Annotated in this window: 13 protein-coding genes and 2 pseudogenes; 11 read left to right on the plus strand and 4 right to left on the minus strand. The window is 31.1% G+C overall.

The window, feature by feature from the left end; genetic code table 11:
• Positions 1-175: 175 nt before the first annotated feature.
• Both B6F84_RS13455 and B6F84_RS13460 read left to right on the plus strand, forming a co-directional pair.
• The gene (locus tag B6F84_RS13455) at positions 176-3,430 is read left to right on the plus strand and encodes a thermopsin (RefSeq protein WP_148692717.1); all 3,255 of its coding nucleotides are present in this window, start codon (positions 176-178) and stop codon (positions 3,428-3,430) included.
• 260 nt (positions 3,431-3,690) lie between these two features.
• A complete protein-coding gene (locus B6F84_RS13460) occupies positions 3,691-4,260 on the plus strand; it encodes a metallophosphoesterase family protein (protein ID WP_148692718.1) in 570 nt (189 codons plus the stop codon).
• 67 nt (positions 4,261-4,327) lie between these two features.
• Here the strand turns inward: B6F84_RS13460 and B6F84_RS13465 are convergent, their stop codons facing one another.
• From B6F84_RS13465 to B6F84_RS13480, 4 genes are all read right to left on the minus strand, one after another.
• Entirely contained in the window at positions 4,328-4,948 is a 621-nt protein-coding gene (locus B6F84_RS13465) for a helix-turn-helix domain-containing protein (RefSeq protein ID WP_148692719.1), read from the minus strand.
• Positions 4,949-5,069: 121 nt separating this feature from the next.
• Positions 5,070-6,188, minus strand: coding sequence for a M20 family metallopeptidase (locus B6F84_RS13470; protein ID WP_236748981.1), 1,119 nt, complete (start codon positions 6,186-6,188; stop codon positions 5,070-5,072).
• Positions 6,185-7,069: a DUF1177 family protein gene (locus B6F84_RS13475; RefSeq protein WP_148692720.1), complete on the minus strand. Its 885-nt coding sequence runs from the start codon at positions 7,067-7,069 to the stop codon at positions 6,185-6,187. The genes B6F84_RS13470 and B6F84_RS13475 overlap by 4 nt, the downstream gene beginning before the upstream one ends.
• Positions 7,063-8,298: an FAD-binding oxidoreductase gene (locus B6F84_RS13480; protein WP_148692721.1), complete on the minus strand. Its 1,236-nt coding sequence runs from the start codon at positions 8,296-8,298 to the stop codon at positions 7,063-7,065. The genes B6F84_RS13475 and B6F84_RS13480 overlap by 7 nt, the downstream gene beginning before the upstream one ends.
• A 499-nt stretch (positions 8,299-8,797) precedes the next feature.
• On the opposite strand from B6F84_RS13480, the gene B6F84_RS13485 reads away from it, so the two are divergent.
• The 9 genes and pseudogenes from B6F84_RS13485 to B6F84_RS13525 all read left to right on the plus strand — a co-directional run bounded on the left by B6F84_RS13485 (position 8,798) and on the right by B6F84_RS13525 (position 16,724).
• Complete coding sequence (locus B6F84_RS13485) at positions 8,798-10,201, plus strand: APC family permease (RefSeq protein WP_148692722.1); 1,404 nt, start codon at positions 8,798-8,800, stop codon at positions 10,199-10,201.
• Between the two features lie 169 nt (positions 10,202-10,370).
• The gene (locus B6F84_RS13490; RefSeq protein WP_148692723.1) at positions 10,371-10,856 is read left to right on the plus strand and encodes an AAA family ATPase; all 486 of its coding nucleotides are present in this window, start codon (positions 10,371-10,373) and stop codon (positions 10,854-10,856) included.
• 38 nt (positions 10,857-10,894) lie between these two features.
• Positions 10,895-12,292 (plus strand): RNA-guided endonuclease InsQ/TnpB family protein, encoded by a 1,398-nt coding sequence (locus B6F84_RS13495; RefSeq protein ID WP_148692724.1) that lies wholly within the window; start codon positions 10,895-10,897, stop codon positions 12,290-12,292.
• A 156-nt stretch (positions 12,293-12,448) separates the two neighbouring features.
• A complete protein-coding gene (locus B6F84_RS13500; protein WP_148692725.1) occupies positions 12,449-12,637 on the plus strand; it encodes a hypothetical protein in 189 nt (62 codons plus the stop codon).
• 282 nt (positions 12,638-12,919) lie between these two features.
• Positions 12,920-13,314 (plus strand): annotated as a pseudogene (gene tnpA / locus B6F84_RS13505) (IS200/IS605 family transposase).
• A pseudogene (locus tag B6F84_RS13510) lies at positions 13,289-14,503 on the plus strand (RNA-guided endonuclease InsQ/TnpB family protein). Before tnpA ends, B6F84_RS13510 begins: the two co-directional pseudogenes overlap by 26 nt.
• A gap of 364 nt (positions 14,504-14,867) precedes the next feature.
• Positions 14,868-15,491, plus strand: a complete 624-nt coding sequence (locus B6F84_RS13515; RefSeq protein ID WP_148692726.1) for an ATP-binding protein — start codon at positions 14,868-14,870, stop codon at positions 15,489-15,491.
• Positions 15,492-15,724: 233 nt separating this feature from the next.
• A complete protein-coding gene (locus B6F84_RS13520; protein WP_148692727.1) occupies positions 15,725-16,042 on the plus strand; it encodes a glycosyltransferase family 2 protein in 318 nt (105 codons plus the stop codon).
• 166 nt (positions 16,043-16,208) lie between these two features.
• The gene (locus B6F84_RS13525) at positions 16,209-16,724 is read left to right on the plus strand and encodes a hypothetical protein (protein WP_148692728.1); all 516 of its coding nucleotides are present in this window, start codon (positions 16,209-16,211) and stop codon (positions 16,722-16,724) included.
• The last annotated feature ends 470 nt before the right edge of the window (positions 16,725-17,194 follow it).

The raw sequence follows: 17,194 nt of genomic DNA on the forward strand, positions 1-17,194 counted from the left end.
TGTCAGAATTCGTATGAATTTGATGTACCTACGCTTCAAATGTCAATAAGATGTATATTTTCTAGTAATAAGAAAACAATATAAGATTCTGTACAATCTTTATATGATGAATAAATATCTTTAAATAATAATATATGGAAAAGTTTTATATAAGATTTAATTGAATTAGTTTACAATGTTAAGGTTTTTTACTTTGTTAATTTCTATATTAATAATAATTAGTATATTTTCATTAATTTTAACACTAACGTCAGTAACATCTAGCTCTTCAATAGAGCATCCTACTAAACATTTGGTAGCAACAAATATGCGTGCGTTGCCTCCAAGTCTTGGCAATTCTTCATTAGCAGGAAAATACTCTGAACAAGGAGTCAATCCATATTTGAGTTATCGTTTTGAGCCAGCACCTATGGGAATTGCTGATTACGGTTTAAGCCCTAATGGTCCATTCATTAGAGAAACAACACAATTTTTAGGCGTAATAAACATAAATAGTCTAGACGCATACGCTGCAAAGCTTGATAGTAATAACGTAAGCTTTCAGCTTAATGTTGTTTTGAATTATCAGTATGATGGAAATACTTATGCGCTCTGGACGCAAGATGTAGCTGATTATAATACTGTCAATAATAATATTTGTTTTATAGATAATATATGGAATTTCTCTGCTGTAAATGCTAATGTTAATGGAGTAAGTGGAAACGGTCATATAGCAAGTTGTGATGGGATAGATTTTTACTACGATTGTGCTACCGGTTATCCCGGTAATGATGTAAGTTTATCACTTCCTACTACATTTTACCTTTTAATTAACGTTACAACTAATTCTATTGGCCAACCAGTAATTTGCTTCTGGTACGATGATGGTCATGGTTGGGTTAACTATGATAAAGTCACTGTAGATAATGTAAAATACGCCAGTAATGTTTACTTCTTAATTGATGGCTACCAATATACTGGAAACGGACTCTATTATGATGCAGAATTGGATATGGTTGGTCCTGGAGATGGATCTTGCGCTTACATCTATCAATCTTCAGTTTATCTACAGTTAGAGTACTTTAATGGCCATAATTTTCAAGGAATTAGAAACGCTTACGATTTTGGTTCAGACACTGGAGAAACTTCAAATAACGTAATTCCAAGTCCATACTATAATGTTTTACGTGGGACATTGTTATCTGGATTAACAGCTGGATCTGGTAGGTTAGGTGAATTGTGGAATCAAAATTCAGTATCTACCCTAAAAATTAATGCTAATGTTCAAAATGGATATATGATAGTATACAATTCCTCCTATTCTTATCCATATGTCTCACAAAACAAAGATTATTTTGAATTTCCATTCTATAATGGAGAAGCAGAATTAACATTAATCCCTATGAATTACTCCATTCTAGTATATAATTTACAAGGTGAACTAGTTGGAGAAGCAAACGTTAATACTCAGGAAGGAGAAACTATTTCAACTAACACTACTCAATTTCAAGTAACAGTTAACCCATCATCATTAAGCCTTGCTCAGGGAGAATCATCCTCTATAAATGTTAACCTAAACGCTTACGGTTACGTTCATATTAACGTAATATCACCTTCCGGTATAACATATTCAATTTCAGAAAATCCAATTTACGTTAATGGTCAAGATTCTGATACAATAACTGTTACAGGATTAACTCGAGGAGTTTATACTATGATTATCAATGCATCTTTATTACCTGGTTTTTACATTACGAAAACAGTAACAATAACAGTTAGTACATCAAATATTTCATATATTCCATTTGAATTCACTTACTACGTTAATGGTTCTTCTTTACCTCAATCACCTAACGTTACATTTGATTTTCCAAATGGAAGCACCATAACTATACCATATTCTAATAATACTATACTTTATGTGCCTTATGGAACTACATATTCAATACAATCTTCAATTTCATTGTCAAATGGTATAAGATGGGCTATGCCTAACTCAATTTCAGGTACTGTTACAGAATCAACTACAGTTTATACTACTTATTATGAGCAGTATCTTGTCACATTTGATTTCACAGTAGAAAATGGCCAGTGGAGTAGTTCTCCTACGGTTACCTATTATTCTTTCGGTTCTAAAGTAGTCACTACCCCACCAGCAACAGTATGGGTAGATTATAATTCACCATATTATTACTCGCAAATACTGCCTAATTCAAATTCTGAGGAAAGAGCTTATGCTCCAAATCCTTTAGGCAGTGTAACATCTCCAGGATCAATAACAGTTAACTACTATATTCAATATTATGTTACTGTCTCTTCTTCTATTCCTGTTTATGCTTTAGTCAATGGTGATAATACTACTTTCATATCTAATTGGTATAATGGAGGAACTTCTATAAGTGTTGAAAATATAACTTATTATCCATCTTCTACAGAAAGAGAAGTAATAAGTAGTATAACACCAACTAGCTCGTTTACTGTTAGCTCATCTTTAACCGTAAATATTGGTACTATAACGCAGTATTATGTTGCTGTTTCCTCTCCTATTCCTGTTTATGCTTTAGTCAATGGTGCCAATGAGACATTTACTTCAAACTGGTATAATAAAGGTGTAAAAATATCGGTTGAAAATATAACTTATTATCCATCTTCTACAGAAAGAGAAGTGATTACGTTGATATCTCCTCAATTATTTACCGTAAATTCTGCATTAAGTGTCAAGGTTTCTACTATAACTCAATACTACGTTAATATTTCCTCTCCTATTCCTGTTTATGCTTTAGTTAATGGTGCCAATCAGACGCTTGTGTCTAATTGGTATAATGGAGGAACTTCTATAAGTGTTGAAAATATAACTTATTATCCATCTTCTACAGAAAGAGAAGTGATTACGTCCATATCTACTCAATCATTTACCGTAAATTCACCAAAAGATGTGGAAATTAAGACTATAACGCAGTATTATGTTGCTGTTTCCTCTCCTATTCCTGTTAAAGCATCAGTAAATAGTAAATTAACTTATTTAAACTCTTCGTGGTTAAATGTGAGTACAAAAATTGAAATAATTAATTATACTTATCAAATAAATTCTTATGAGAGATGCGTCATTACTAATACTTCAGTCCCATTACACTTTTCATTAAATAATGCTACAGTAATTAAGATAGGTACTGAAAAGCAATATTTAACCGTAATAAACGGAGTTTCTAGCTGGAATAAGCCTGGAACTGCTATTCGTTTAAATGCTAGCGTACCATTCTACGAAGTGGGAGAATTTAAAGGAACATACAATGTACCCGTTGGCTCTGTTATAACTGTTAATGGTTACGTTAATGAGACTTTAGTAGAATCGCCTAACTTTCTGGTTATTGGGCTCATTGCGGGAATTATAATCATAGTCATTATAGTAGTAGCAGTAGTAGTTATTTTCATAATGAAAAAAGAAAAATGAGACATTAATAATAAAACTTCTTCTTTTTTTCTTAATAAAAAGTTAATAATTTAGAATTGAGAGAAATCCTTCATAAGATTTGTTCTGCTATAATGTTGAAGCTATGTTTTTCAAATAAAGAAGATCCAAAATTGAAAGAATAGGTAAATGTAAAAACACTACAAAAGAATATTCTTAAATAGTAATCTCTAAATAAAGAAATATAAGTAACAATTAATAAACCGAATTAGTCTTATTTAATTACTGACATATATTAATGTATGAAATTTAGAGAACTTGAACTAGAAATAAATGACAAAGTCCTAGTATTGTCAGATATTCATTATCCTCATTGCAATATTGACGAAATTAGAGAAATTACAAGGAGAGAAAACCCTTCTCTAATCATATTATTAGGAGATATTATAGTTTCTCAAGATTACAAAACATTTTTAGATAAATTACAAGCAAAAACTCAAATAGTTTACGTCAAAGGAGACGAAGATAAATGCGATGGAGACACAGACATTCTTAAACTAAAAAATTACAATAAAAATTATCTTCTTCTACACGGTCATCAATATTTTAACGAGAGAAATGAATATCAATTAGCTAAATTTTTAATGAAAATTAATAAAAATATACCTCCCTTCTTATTCTGCTTATTCTTTAGATTAGCTCTCAAAAACCTTGATAATTTTTTAATTTTAGGACATTCACATGCTCTAAAATATTTTAAAAGCATACGCTGTGCTAACGCAGGTACATTATCCTTAGTTAATAATTTGTATAACGATAGAGGTTACATAATTCTTGACAAAAAAGGAATAGAAGTAAAAACTATTAAATGACAGTAACACACACTCAACTAAAAATACATTTTACATTAATTAGAATTTTATTCAACTAATAAGTTTTCTAATCCATATTATCTAAATCTACAGACATTATAATTTTATTGATGCAGTTCCTTAAATTATAGAGAAATGCTTGTTTTGAAATTCCTAGTACAGTAGCTATGTCTTTAGCTTTCACATTCCTCGGATAGTTGAAATATCCCATCATCACAGCAGTTTTGAGCGATAGTAATTCCTTTTCAGTCAGATTAGTTCCACGTAATAAATTGTTTAATTTCAATTTTTCTATATTTACGTTTTCAGCACCAAATTTGTCAATAAAAATTTTAGTAAGTCTCTTGTTTGTAGTTGTTATATTCCAAATTTCTATACCTCTATTTACGACGTTAGAATAATCCAAAATATCATCTTCAAATTCAATTAAAGTTCCAGAAATTGTACTATCTTTATCTTCCAAAAACTGAATAATATAACCTTCATTTAATTTATTATATTTTACAATTTCTTCAACATTATCTGCGTTCTTAAGCTCTTTTGTAATATTAAATGGACTAATAACTATTACTTTAACCTTCTTATTATTATAGTTAGAAATTTTTATAGTCTTGACCTTATATTTTACATGCTCCGTCCAACACCCCTTGTGAGAGATGGTTAATTTGACGTTATATATACCATTCATTCCAATATCAACTTAACTCATCATTTAATAAGATTTTTACCTAAAAAAATTTAAAGTTTTTAAAGTAATAGGGAAATTGAAGCAAATTTTTTAATAAATGTTTAAAATAAGGATAAATAATTTATGACATTTTCATTGAGTTAATTATACACTTATACACTTCAGCTACCTTCTGTATGTTTTTAATATTGATTTTCTCATTAGGAACGTGAGCTTCCTCTCCTGGACCTATGTTTATTACTTCAGAATTGCAATATTTATTGAAAAACACACCATCAAATCTGAGTTGTGAAATAATTTTTTCAGTTTTATTCAAAATCTTAATTGCACACTCTTCTCCAATTTTAGCCAATGTAGAATCTTGATAAAAACCAGGAACCAAAGACTTAATCTCCATAGTATATCTGACGTTCAATCTAGAAGCTATTTCTTTCACATTATCTTCTAATTCTTCTCTTACTTCTTCGCCAGGCAAAATACTTCTATAAAAACTAAATCCAAACTCTCCAGGTATAATTCCATCATTATTACTACTAGAGACAACATATCCACCAAGATTCAAAGACAAAGGAGGATTACCCTTCCTTCTAACCTTTTCTCCATAAGTCCTATCTATTTCTAACGCTAATTTAGAAGCATTTATAAAAGCATTTTCTCCACCAATACTCGCATGCCCTTGCTTACCGTGAACCTTGATTAACCCCCTTATTATTCCATAATGCCCTATGAATATATTAGGAAAACTAGGTTCACCTATAATTACGTATTTAGGCGAAACTTTATGAGTATCCACTAAATACTTAGTTCCTATTCCGCCACTCTCCTCATCCGGAACTAGAGAAATCTCCACTGGGACCTTAACATCTTTGAGAGCCAAATACATGCTAACTATTCCACCCTTCATGTCAGAAACGCCTCTCCCATAAGCAAAACCATCAATAATTTTCAGTTTATAAGGATCAGTAATCCACCCTTCACCAGGCGGAACTACATCGTAATGGCCGTTAAAGTGAATGCTCGCTTCTTTATCATTTTTAGCTAAAACTATACTTCTTTTATATCTTTCATTCACATCATAAATATAATTCTTACGAACGTATTCATCATCAATTTCTATTATTTCTACGCTAAATCCAATTTCAGAAAATAAATCCTTAAGATATTTAGAAATCTCCAAGTAATTTTTACCAGGAGGATTAACAGTTTCAAACGAAACCAAATCTGAAAGAATCTTTATCAAGTTGAACCACGCTTTACTCTAATTAAATTAGATTTTCCTAATTTTTCTTCGATCTCTTTTAATTCCTCTTCATTATATATTTTTCCTTCCTTTTCAACATATTTTAATATTTCTAAACAAAATCTTGAAGTATGTTCTAACATTTCCATATTAAGAACGCCAGTAACATAACCTGGAACAACTTGCTTCGATACAGTAGCCAAACCAATAACTGGAGAATCAGTATATAGCCAAGGTGAAATCAAAGTACTTATATGATATACGTTAAAATCTAAAGGTAACAAATCTCCAGTAGTTAAAGGCACCATGTAAACCTCGTGACCAGTAACTCTATTATAAATATCTATAACCTCATCTTCTAACTTCAATATATAACCATCTTTTATTACATGAGTAATAGCAAAATCATCATATTTAGCTAATCTATTCCCTTTAGTCGAATCAATAGAGAGAATTAAATCTGCATTAGGATCAACCTCTTCTTTTAACGCATCATTAAAATCAATTAACGGAATCATAAAATTGAAAGGTTTATGAGGTATAAGCTTAGCATTAAGGGAAATATTAGTGACTACAGAAACATCAACATCAAAAGTTATTCCCTTATCCTTCAAGTTAATTAACTCTAAAATTAAAGCTAAAGAAACTATTGCTCCATCAGCATCTGACACCAAACCCTTACTATCCTTCATTTGAATAGCCCCTAATCTTCCTAAGATTTCAACTCTCTTCTTCCCTCCATTGCCATAATAAGCCTTCAAATACGTTACTTCACCAAAATTCTTCTCCTCATATTTAATCCCTTTGACTTTTTCTCTGATCTTGGATAAAGGATCCTTAGATTCCAGAATATCTATAGCTTCAAGTAAAGACTTTAACATCTTAACTTCCCAGGATTTAATATATTATGAGGATCAACAATATTTTTGTATTTTTTCATTAATTCTAATCTAAATTCTTCATCTACTCTGTCATTTACTTCTATTGAATGAATCTCAAAAGGTATACCTTCCTTTACCATGATAGAATCTATTAAATCAAAATTCTGCTTTTCAGACATAAATACAGTGTAGATAACAGTTTCCCCTCTCAAAGTCATCACATCCCCGTGAATTAGAACTTTATCCTTTAAGGCATTTTTAACCTCACTTACAACCTTAGAAAAACTAGATAATGGCAAAAGCCTTACCTCGTAAAAATATTCCTTAAAATTAGTTAACTTACTCATTGTTACGTAAATTGCTGCAAAAGCCAATTCGTCAAGGAACTTTAAGTTAACTTCCTCTCCTAAGCTTAAAGTACTAGCAACCATTACATTCCACCTTCCAATCTTATCAACTCTATTTTTACCTACTAAAGAAAAAGCATTTGAATCTTCTATAGTAATCCTCCTAACTTTATCTCTAATTTGACTAAGATTCTTTAATATTTTTACAACTTCATCCAATTCGTTAACTGCAATTAACTGATCCTTCCAATCTTCGTAATCTATCGTTGCAACCTCAGCCTCAGTTATAATTCCAGTAGTCCCGGCAGCTTGCGCAACAGCTAACGTATCCTTTCCTTCTAATGTATATTCTTGGAAAGGTCCTACTATTTTTATACTTTTAATCCCATTTCCATCAAAATGATAACCGTATTGAAAAGACCCAATTCCTACGTCTCCTCCAGCTATATATCCCCCCATTATAGAAATATAAAAACTACTAGGATAAACTCTAAGCTCCTTTCCTCTTTTACGTAAGTACTCTAAAGCATTCTTAACTCTTACACTAGAAGAAAGTTTAATCCAATTATCTTCAAATTCCATTTTTTCCTTCATTTTAATATCAAAAATTATTGATTCCTTTATAGGCAAAACTTGACCAATAGTCGAAGTTCCTGCTCCCCTAGCTACTACTGGAATTCTATAGTAATCGCAAATATTCAGTGCATTTTTAATTTCCTCTTCGTCCTCTAAGTAAAGTACTCCTAGAGCTCTTTTACCCATCTTTGAAAGAATAGGAGAAACTAAATAAGGAGATTTTGAATATTCTGTTACAATTTTATCATCAGTTGTAAAAGCAGTTCCAAATTCCCTCTCAAGCTTTTTCAATAAAACTTCTTCCATATAAAAATGTTAAAAATAAAACATAAAAAGGATACCCTTTAACTAAGTTAAATATTTTAAGCGCATCATTAAGGACTAAAAATCAAAAAACATTGTTCAGTCTTACATTTCTCTTATATATAAATCGAAATTTTATTAAAGAATCCTAAAATTAATAATTTATTGCAAATTCTTTTATATAAATATTGACAGAAAAATGCATAATATCACCAATTATATAAATTTTACATATGTCAATTCTCTAAGCTAAGATTAACATAGATTTAAGTTTATAAAAACCTTAATAGCTTCTAAAACATTATGTCTATATAACATCATGAAAAATGATGAAATAAGAAAAGAAGCATAAGACTGAAAATAAGGAAGTAAGAGGAAATTAAGTCTTCGTTTTGTACTTTATAAGCTTTTTCTTTAACAAAGTTACACGATTTATTGATAAATTTTCCAATAATCTAACCTTGTATAAACATATTAGTTACTATTATTATTAGAATAATCTATGGATGAAAAAAGAAACGAAATAAGAAGAGGGGTTTTAGGAACATGGTTAGTTGCGAGCTATGGAATAGCAGCCAACGCGCCAATAGCAGTAGCTACATTATATTTTGTTGGAATAGCAGGCCTAGCAGGTGGAGCGTTACCACTCATTACACTCTTGTCATATATAATTTATGCAACAACTTTAGTAATAATTTATGAATGGAGCAAAGACATTGCTTCAGCTTATAGTTTTGTAGCAATTGTGAAAAAAGGATTAGGAAGCAGTTTAGCTTCATTTACCGTAGGATACGGTTACCTCTATCAATATTTAGTCTCAGGTGCAGCTGGATTCGGTATATTAGGAATTGCTTCGTTCTTATACTTAATTAATCCTTCAATTCAATCTACGATGCCTTGGCTTTGGGCAGTAATAGTAACAATTATCACTATAGAAGTAACCTTGCTTATGTGGTTTGGAGTAAAACCTGGAGGAATGCTCAATTTAATAGTAGGATTAGTATCCATAGGATTCCTTATCATAACTTCATTAATACTAATAGGATTAGCAGGAAGTAACAATACATTATCAGTATTTACACCTCAACCGATAGGCAATAACTGGATTTTAGTATTAACTGCGATGATATTTGGAATAACCACATTTGGAGGAGCAACAACGCCAATAGGCGTAGCAGAAGAAGCTAAAATACCTAAGAAAACATTACCTAAAGCATTACTTTTAGGATTTGCAGTATTAGGGATAGGATTATTATTAAACGCTTATGCTCAAACGGTAATATACGGACCATCAAACATGTTCAATTACGCTACACTTTCAGATCCAATGATAATAATCTATAGCAAATACTTCAATCCTGTCATAGTAATACTCCTTATAATATTAGTAGCATTTATGTTCAATTCCTCAACATTAGCATTTGCAACCAGCGGAAGCAGAATGGTATACGGAATGGCCAGAGACAATGTATTATATCCCAGCATATTCTCCAAAGTAAATAAGCACGGAGTCCCAGGAAATGCAATAATATTAACTGGGGCAATAATCGGAGCATTAAGCCTAATAAGTGGATACATACTTGGACCATTAGAAGCAAGCATATTCTTAATAACATTTGGTTCATTCTACGTAGCCTTTGGACATTTATTTGCAGCAATAGGCTTAGTAAGATATAAAGTGAAAATAAAAATGGCTAACCTAGTTAAACATATTATAATTCCCGTAATATCCGCAATCGCTTATATTATGGTTATTTATTTTGGAACTTACCCAGCTCCTGCATTTCCCTTAAATATTGCAGTATTTTTAGCCTGGGGAGTGTTAGGATTACATGCAGTAGGATATTATATATTGAAAACAAGAAAACCAGAAATCATGAAAAAATTCGGTGATTTTAGCATATAAAAATGACTTCATTATTTTGAACTTTTTAGCATAAAAGATAAGGTAAAATATGTTGAATAAGTATATAACATAAAAAGTACTTCAAAAATAATGCTTCAGATAACATAAATTCAGGATGAGATAATTAGTTTACCTTAAAGTTTTTAACTACTTTTTCTAAAATACTATCATGATAAAGAATATAGCAATTAAGAAGTTCAGAGGTTTGGAATTTGAAGGCGAATTGAAAAAGTTTAACTTCATAATTGGGAAGAACGGATCAGGTAAGACAAGTTTCCTGGAATCAATTTTCTTATCAACACTCTTCCTTTCTGACGTTAGTCCTGTTGATCTATCTTCGTTAGTTAATTATTCTTTGGGCAGTAGAGGTAGTATATTACCGTCCTATTCTCGTTTAACTTCTTCTGAAGTCGATATTGATGATCAAAAAGTCTATTTTTATAAAGAAAGTGAATATACTATTTCTGTAAAGGTTAATGAAAATGAAGTAGCTAAAATAAATCTTACATTTTTACCATCACTTCAATCTTCTGTACCAGTTATTCAAGTAGAGAAAACTACTTCCAATTCAGTAAAAAAGATTGGTAATTCAGTTTATCTGTCAACATACTTTGATAAACAAGAAGACAAACCTCGCCTTTTTAAGGCGGGGTAAAAAAGGTTTTTAAACCAAAAAAATCCCCTCTTTTCTTAATGGGTAACTCTACTGGTCAACTTAGGACGGATGAGGGGCAGGAGCCGACACTCACTCCTGCAATACCAGTAGAAGTACCCAACATAAAAACAAACGTTATCAGGCTTTTAGTAAACGGTTTTCAAAACAGAAAACTACACAAACTAGCTAACACTTCAGCAAAACTATGGAACGAACTAACTTACGAAAGAAGACAACAATACTTCAAAGAAAAGAAAGTAAACTTCAAAGAAACATACAAGAAATACTACGAAAAATACAAGATCATTCTGAAAGTCAATTCACAAGCAATCATTCAGAAAAACAATGAAGCATGGTCATCCTTCTTTTCGTTGTTAAAACAAGGTGAAAAAGCAACACCACCAGGCTATTGGAAGAAGAACGGAAAAAGAAAAGAGATACTAATAATTAGACAAGACAGATACGAAGTGAAGGACAACAACATTATTTTGAAAGATTTTGGCTTAGAAATTGAATTCGCTGGAAAGCTAAGATGGAGTGGCAAACAAGGAAGATTAGAGATAATTTACGACGAACTGAAAAACACGTGGTACGCAAATATACCAGTAGAAGTTGGCGTTTATTTAGCAAGAACTGGCAAACCATCAAAGTACATTGTAAAAGGAAAGAGAGATAAAATAATCATAGCAACGCCTAAAAGTAACAAGAAGGCATCAATTGACCTCGGAATTAACATGTTAGCTAGTGTTGTAGTTGATGATGGTACTTGGTTATTGTATCGCGGTACTAGAGCAAAAGAGGATTACTTCTATTTTCAAAAGAAGATTGCTGAAGTGCAATCACTGGCAGATAAAACTAAGAATATTGGTGAGGCTGAAGCTTATGAAGAATTGACAAGAGAAAAGAGAAGGTTATTTAAGAAACTTTACTCTCGTTTATTACACTTATACAGAACATTAGCATCTCATTTAGCTAGGACATTATACGAACTCGGTGTTTCAGAAGTGTATGTTGGCTATCCTTACGATATTGCTCAAGATAAGGGGAATAAGTTTACGGTAAACATGTGGAGTTATGGTAAACTAATAGATATTCTTTCTCAAAAGCTTATTGAGTATGGTATGAGAGTGTATAAAGTGATTGAGTATAATACTTCGCGTTACTGTGCTTATCATGGTGTAGAGGTTGTGAGGAAGCCGAGAGGTACAATAACGTGTAGTTTAGGTCATAAGCTTCATTCTGATCTAAATGGAGCTTTAAATATTATGAAGAGGGTGGTGAAAGGGATTCCAGTAAAGATTAAGAGACCGCTTTCGTTTTACGTATTCCATAATGGAGTAGCTCCTATAAAGGGGAGTAACGCTTTAGACCCTAGCGGAATCCTCGCCTTTAGGGCGTGGAGTGGGTCAAAGACTTTCTGTAGAGGGAAATACTGATAAAGAATTTATAGTTAACTTATATGACAAAAAACCAAAAGAAGAATTAAGAGAAAAGATTGAGTATTAGGAGGTAAAAGAAACGCGCTTTCCCGTATAGAAAAATATATTTGTGGTGAAGAGAAACCACCAAACGAAAATATTAATTTATGTTTTATGATTGATGGGGATGAAGAAGGTTATGAACAGATTTATAATCAGTTGAAAGGGAGATGTAAAGAACTTAATTCAGAATTACGTCCGCCGTTTATTAAATTTTTACAACAGAATTATTCCATTACTGTAATAATAGTAGGTAAGAAAGATGAAAACTATAAGAGATGTTTAGAAAGTATGCTAAACTAACTTATTCAGAAACCAGAAAAAATTGAAATAGAAATTAATAATATAATTAATTTATTTCTAAATAGAAAAGTAAATCTTAACCTTTGTGACGAAGAGAAAATCAAGTTTTATTTAAGCATATTTTTGATGTCCAATGATCCTTCAAGCATATACCTTGATAAAAACTTCATTAGGGAATTTTTTAACATTACTGGGGGTTAAGGGGGCGGAAGTCCCCATCAGAAGTTGGGATGGATAGCTCCCTTATAGAAAAAGTTTTTATTTATAGTTATTAAAAATTTTATGAACTATGCGTTACAAACTCTAGGAGATTCACATTCAGTCTACTCACTCTACTATAAATATAAGTAGTAAAACATGGAAAAACATTTGACAACGATAAAACAATAGACTTCCCAAAGAAACTAACATACGAAATTAGCGAAACGTTTGAGGTCGATGTTATTGAAATTGATGTAGATAAAGACCACTTCCATAGGGTATTCAAAGCAAAACCAACACTAAACATACCAAGATACATAAACACAATAAAAACAATAACATCAAGAGAAATACAGAAAAACTTCCCAGAAGTAAAACTCTGGAAAGTACACTTATGGGCTCCCTCATACTTCCTAGCTGGACAAGTAACACTAGAGGCGCTAAAACAATATGTTGAAAACCAAGGAAAAGAATAAGAATACAGTAACCTTATCTTATAAGTATAGAATATACCCAACACCAGAGGTAGAACAAAAACTCGCCAAGACAATGGAAACAGAAGCAAAAGTATACAACTCGTTATTGGATTACATAACAGAAAAGAAAAAACAAGGAATAAAAGTAACACAACTAGACACACAAAAATTACTCAAGAACATGAAAGAAAAACATGAAGTATACTCAAAAGCTTTACAAATGATAAACAACATACTCTGGTACAACATCAACTCTTTATCAAAATTGAAGAAAAATGGAAAGAAAGTAGGAAAACTAAGACACAAAAAAATATTCAAAATAATCTGGTACAACCAATCAGGATTCAAACTACAAGGGGATAAACTCCATCTGTCAAAAATAGGAGAAATCAAAGTACTCTTGCATAGGCCAATACAAGGAAAAATAAAAGGAGTCATCATAAAGAGAAGCAAAACAGATAAGTGGTATGCAATATTTCAAGTTGAGCAAGAAAAACAACCATCGAGAAGACTGGCAAAATTGTGGGTGTTGATTTGGGCGTAGAGAAATTTGTTACAACGAGTGATGGTGTTGTGATTGAGAATTCTAAACTGTTAGATAAGAGGGAGGAAAGGATTAGATTGTTGCAGAGGAGGTTATCGAGAAGGAGGAAGGGTTCAAGGAATCGGAAAAGGCTAGGCTGAAGCTTGCTAAGGCTTATGAAAGGCTTGAGAATACTCTTAGGGATTATATTCACAAGGTAACAACGTGGTTAGTGAGAAATTATGATGTGATAGTTGTTGAGGAGTTAAATACGCAAAGGATGGTGTTAGATTCTTTTGGTAGGTTAAGAAAACACATTCTTTATTCTAAGTTTTCGTCTTTTCTCCACCAACTTTTCTACAAGGCTGTAAGAGCTGGTAGGAAGGTGGTGGAGGTAGATCCAGCGTATACGTCGCAAACGTGTTCTAGGTGTGGGTATAAGATAAAGTTGAGCTTATCTGATAGGGTATTCCATTGTCCTAATTGTGGTCTTGTAATAGATCGTGATTATAATGCTTCTTTGAATGTTTTGAAGGATGGGGTTGGGACTGCCTTTCTGCCTGTGGAGGGAAAACCTCTGCTGTACGTCACCTTTGGTGAGGTGGTGTTTAGTAAGTTCCCTAAGAAAGCAGGAAATCATCGCGAGGTGGGATACTTCGTCAGTAAGGGTGAAGTAGTCCCTTCAAATTAGCTCTAAAACTTTTCCGAGTTATCCCTCTTCAGCACTCTTCCTAAAGATGAAAACCTAACTACTATGCAATAATATTTGATTACTGTCCTCTAATTTCTTGAAAAATTTCCATAATAATACATCTCATTTCGTCAATCATTTAGACATTGAATGAAAAAATAAAGGAATAATAAAAAATTTTGTACCAGTAATCAGTAAGAAATCCAACCTGTTTCTTTACAGTTTTTAAAATTGGCTGTCATTTTATAAAAACCTAATTATACAAACTGACAACCATTAACTAGAAATAAACCAAAAAGTTAGTAGGGTTTTATTACTTCCTAAAACAAAGCAAAATATATGAAATTCGAAGTAAAAAACATAGGGCCTATAAAGCATGCAGACCTTAATTTCGATGATAAAGTAGTTATAATAGGACCAAATTCATCCGGAAAAACAGTTTTATCAAGACTATTTTACGTTGTTACGGACCCTTTTTTTAACTTTCACTTTGAATTCGATCCACCTTTAAAAGGAGAGTTGATCTTTGGAAAAGATCCATTTGATGTAAAAAAACTCATGAAGATAATTAAAGAAAATAAAGATATAATAATGAACAAAATAAAATCAAATATTTATGGCCTTATCAATAGCTCTTGGATTCAAGAAAATTCAGAGCTCATAACTGAAAGATATAAAATGAAGCTTGGTTTAGACGATATAGAAGTATATGATAAAGATTTAAAAATAGAATTTGAATGCCGGGAAGAGAACGGAATAAAGGAAGCAGTAATAATCTTAGAAATCACCAGTAAAGCTTTTGACGTAGGAATATATCCTGTTAATTCTGTAGAAGGTGAAAACTTTGTAACGTCAAATATTATAATGGATCTTCTTAGAACATATGACAATCGCTCAGCATTTATACCCACAGAAAGAATTGGCGCACCATTATTACTGAGTATAGCAAACGAGGATTTTTAAGATATGCTTTATATACTGTAATATCTCAAAATCTTGATAAGGATAAATATGAGATTATAGTTACTAAGAAGGAAGAAGATAAGGAGTTGAATAATTACGCTAAAAATAAATGTGCTAAAGCCATTTATGATGAAACAGTAAAACGCAGTTATTTACACTTATGATACAATACAATGAATGTGTAGATGGAAGTTAAGTTAAATTTATATGCTTAATCACTTTTAGGTACTTACATGGTTTTCATTAGTGTTATAATTACTGCTCATGATAGAAAAGATTATTTAATGCAAGCTGTAGATTCTGTCTTAAATCAGACTTTACCTAAGACTGAATATGAAGTTATTGTTGTGAAAAACTTTGATGAATATACAAAAGAACTTGAAAAGAAGGGAGTAAAAGTAATAGTTACTTCAGACAAGGAACTAGGAAAAAAGATAGTATTAGGAGCACAAGAAGCTAAAGGTGATATTATATCATTATTAGAGGATGATGATTTATTCTTACCAAAGAAATTAGAAAAAATTAAGAAAATATTCCAAAAAAAACGATGATATAATATTTTATGTCAATAATTTTAAAAAATTTTCAAATAATCAAATATCAAGAGAAATACCAAAAATAACAGAAAAAGAGATAATTATTGATACCTATAAAATTACAAAAGAACAATTAAAGAAAATCATAGTAAAATACTCTGCCCCATTCAATAATAGCAGAATGAGTATACGTAAGCATGAAATTTTAAAATATAAAGAATATTTAAAAAATCTTATCTATGGAGTAGATATTTTTCTTTTTGACATAGGAATCTTATTAGGTAAATATATAATTATTGATCCTAACATTTACACATACTTTAGAGTACATGGCGAAAATACAGGTAGAGTATTCGCAAATCAAATAGATGAATGGAAAAGGAAGCAACTTGATTATTTAAATAATCACGTTATAACATTCAACATTATTAATCAATTTATAGAAGATAATTTTGACTTAAGGGAGAAACATGTTAAACTAATTCATAATTATGTTAAATATGAAATTAGTATTTCTAAAATAGGAATCAAACTTTTTCAAAAAAATCAAAAGGTATCTTTAATAGATCTTATTAATGTGCTAAGAATATATCCAAAATTAATATTCGTATTATTCTATCTAATAGATTTTGGACCATCTATTTTAAAGGAAATTGTTATTAGGAAATGGTTCGAGAAGAGTCTAAATAAAACGTAGATCAGAATTTCATTAGGTGAATCAATAGTATAATCGAGAAGATATAAATTCTAGAATAAGCCTATCCTGTCACCACATCGTTGCTAAGTGACGTTTCATCATAGCTAGCTCCTATTAACAAACTCATATAAAGTATGTTAGTCGGAAGAGTGACCCACTTGCATAAAATTGAATAAAAATTAGTTTCTCTTGTATTAAAGGGATACAAAATATTATAGAAATATTAGAAATTAATCGAATTTAGCTAAAAGTAAAAACAACAGGCATAATACTTAAGGAGACTTAGAGAACACAATATCATGAAACTCTATATAACTGAAGATCTTCCAGTTCCCTATAATTAATTACCAACAAAACATAAAAATCTTGTCAAAATAAACTACGTACTAACAACCATACTCAAAGACTTAGACGACGTCATAATAAGAGCACTAATACTAATGATAATAATGCAATGCTCCTACAGTGGA

The sequence above is a fragment of the Acidianus manzaensis genome (assembly GCF_002116695.1).
Classification (GTDB): Archaea; Thermoproteota; Thermoprotei_A; order Sulfolobales; family Sulfolobaceae; genus Acidianus; species Acidianus manzaensis.

What these genes read in the sequence shown, in the direction of transcription:
- B6F84_RS13525 (WP_148692728.1), top strand. Translation starts at nt 16,209, where the DNA reads ATGAGTATACGTAAGCATGAAATTTTAAAATATAAAGAATATTTAAAA.
- B6F84_RS13485 (WP_148692722.1), top strand. Translation starts at nt 8,798, where the DNA reads ATGGATGAAAAAAGAAACGAAATAAGAAGAGGGGTTTTAGGAACATGG.
- B6F84_RS13515 (WP_148692726.1), top strand. Translation starts at nt 14,868, where the DNA reads ATGAAATTCGAAGTAAAAAACATAGGGCCTATAAAGCATGCAGACCTT.
- B6F84_RS13520 (WP_148692727.1), top strand. Translation starts at nt 15,725, where the DNA reads ATGGTTTTCATTAGTGTTATAATTACTGCTCATGATAGAAAAGATTAT.
- B6F84_RS13460 (WP_148692718.1), top strand. Translation starts at nt 3,691, where the DNA reads ATGAAATTTAGAGAACTTGAACTAGAAATAAATGACAAAGTCCTAGTA.
- B6F84_RS13480 (WP_148692721.1), bottom strand. Translation starts at nt 8,298, where the DNA reads ATGGAAGAAGTTTTATTGAAAAAGCTTGAGAGGGAATTTGGAACTGCT.
- B6F84_RS13490 (WP_148692723.1), top strand. Translation starts at nt 10,371, where the DNA reads ATGATAAAGAATATAGCAATTAAGAAGTTCAGAGGTTTGGAATTTGAA.
- B6F84_RS13495 (WP_148692724.1), top strand. Translation starts at nt 10,895, where the DNA reads ATGGGTAACTCTACTGGTCAACTTAGGACGGATGAGGGGCAGGAGCCG.
- B6F84_RS13500 (WP_148692725.1), top strand. Translation starts at nt 12,449, where the DNA reads ATGATTGATGGGGATGAAGAAGGTTATGAACAGATTTATAATCAGTTG.
- B6F84_RS13465 (WP_148692719.1), bottom strand. Translation starts at nt 4,948, where the DNA reads ATGAATGGTATATATAACGTCAAATTAACCATCTCTCACAAGGGGTGT.
- B6F84_RS13475 (WP_148692720.1), bottom strand. Translation starts at nt 7,069, where the DNA reads ATGTTAAAGTCTTTACTTGAAGCTATAGATATTCTGGAATCTAAGGAT.
- B6F84_RS13455 (WP_148692717.1), top strand. Translation starts at nt 176, where the DNA reads ATGTTAAGGTTTTTTACTTTGTTAATTTCTATATTAATAATAATTAGT.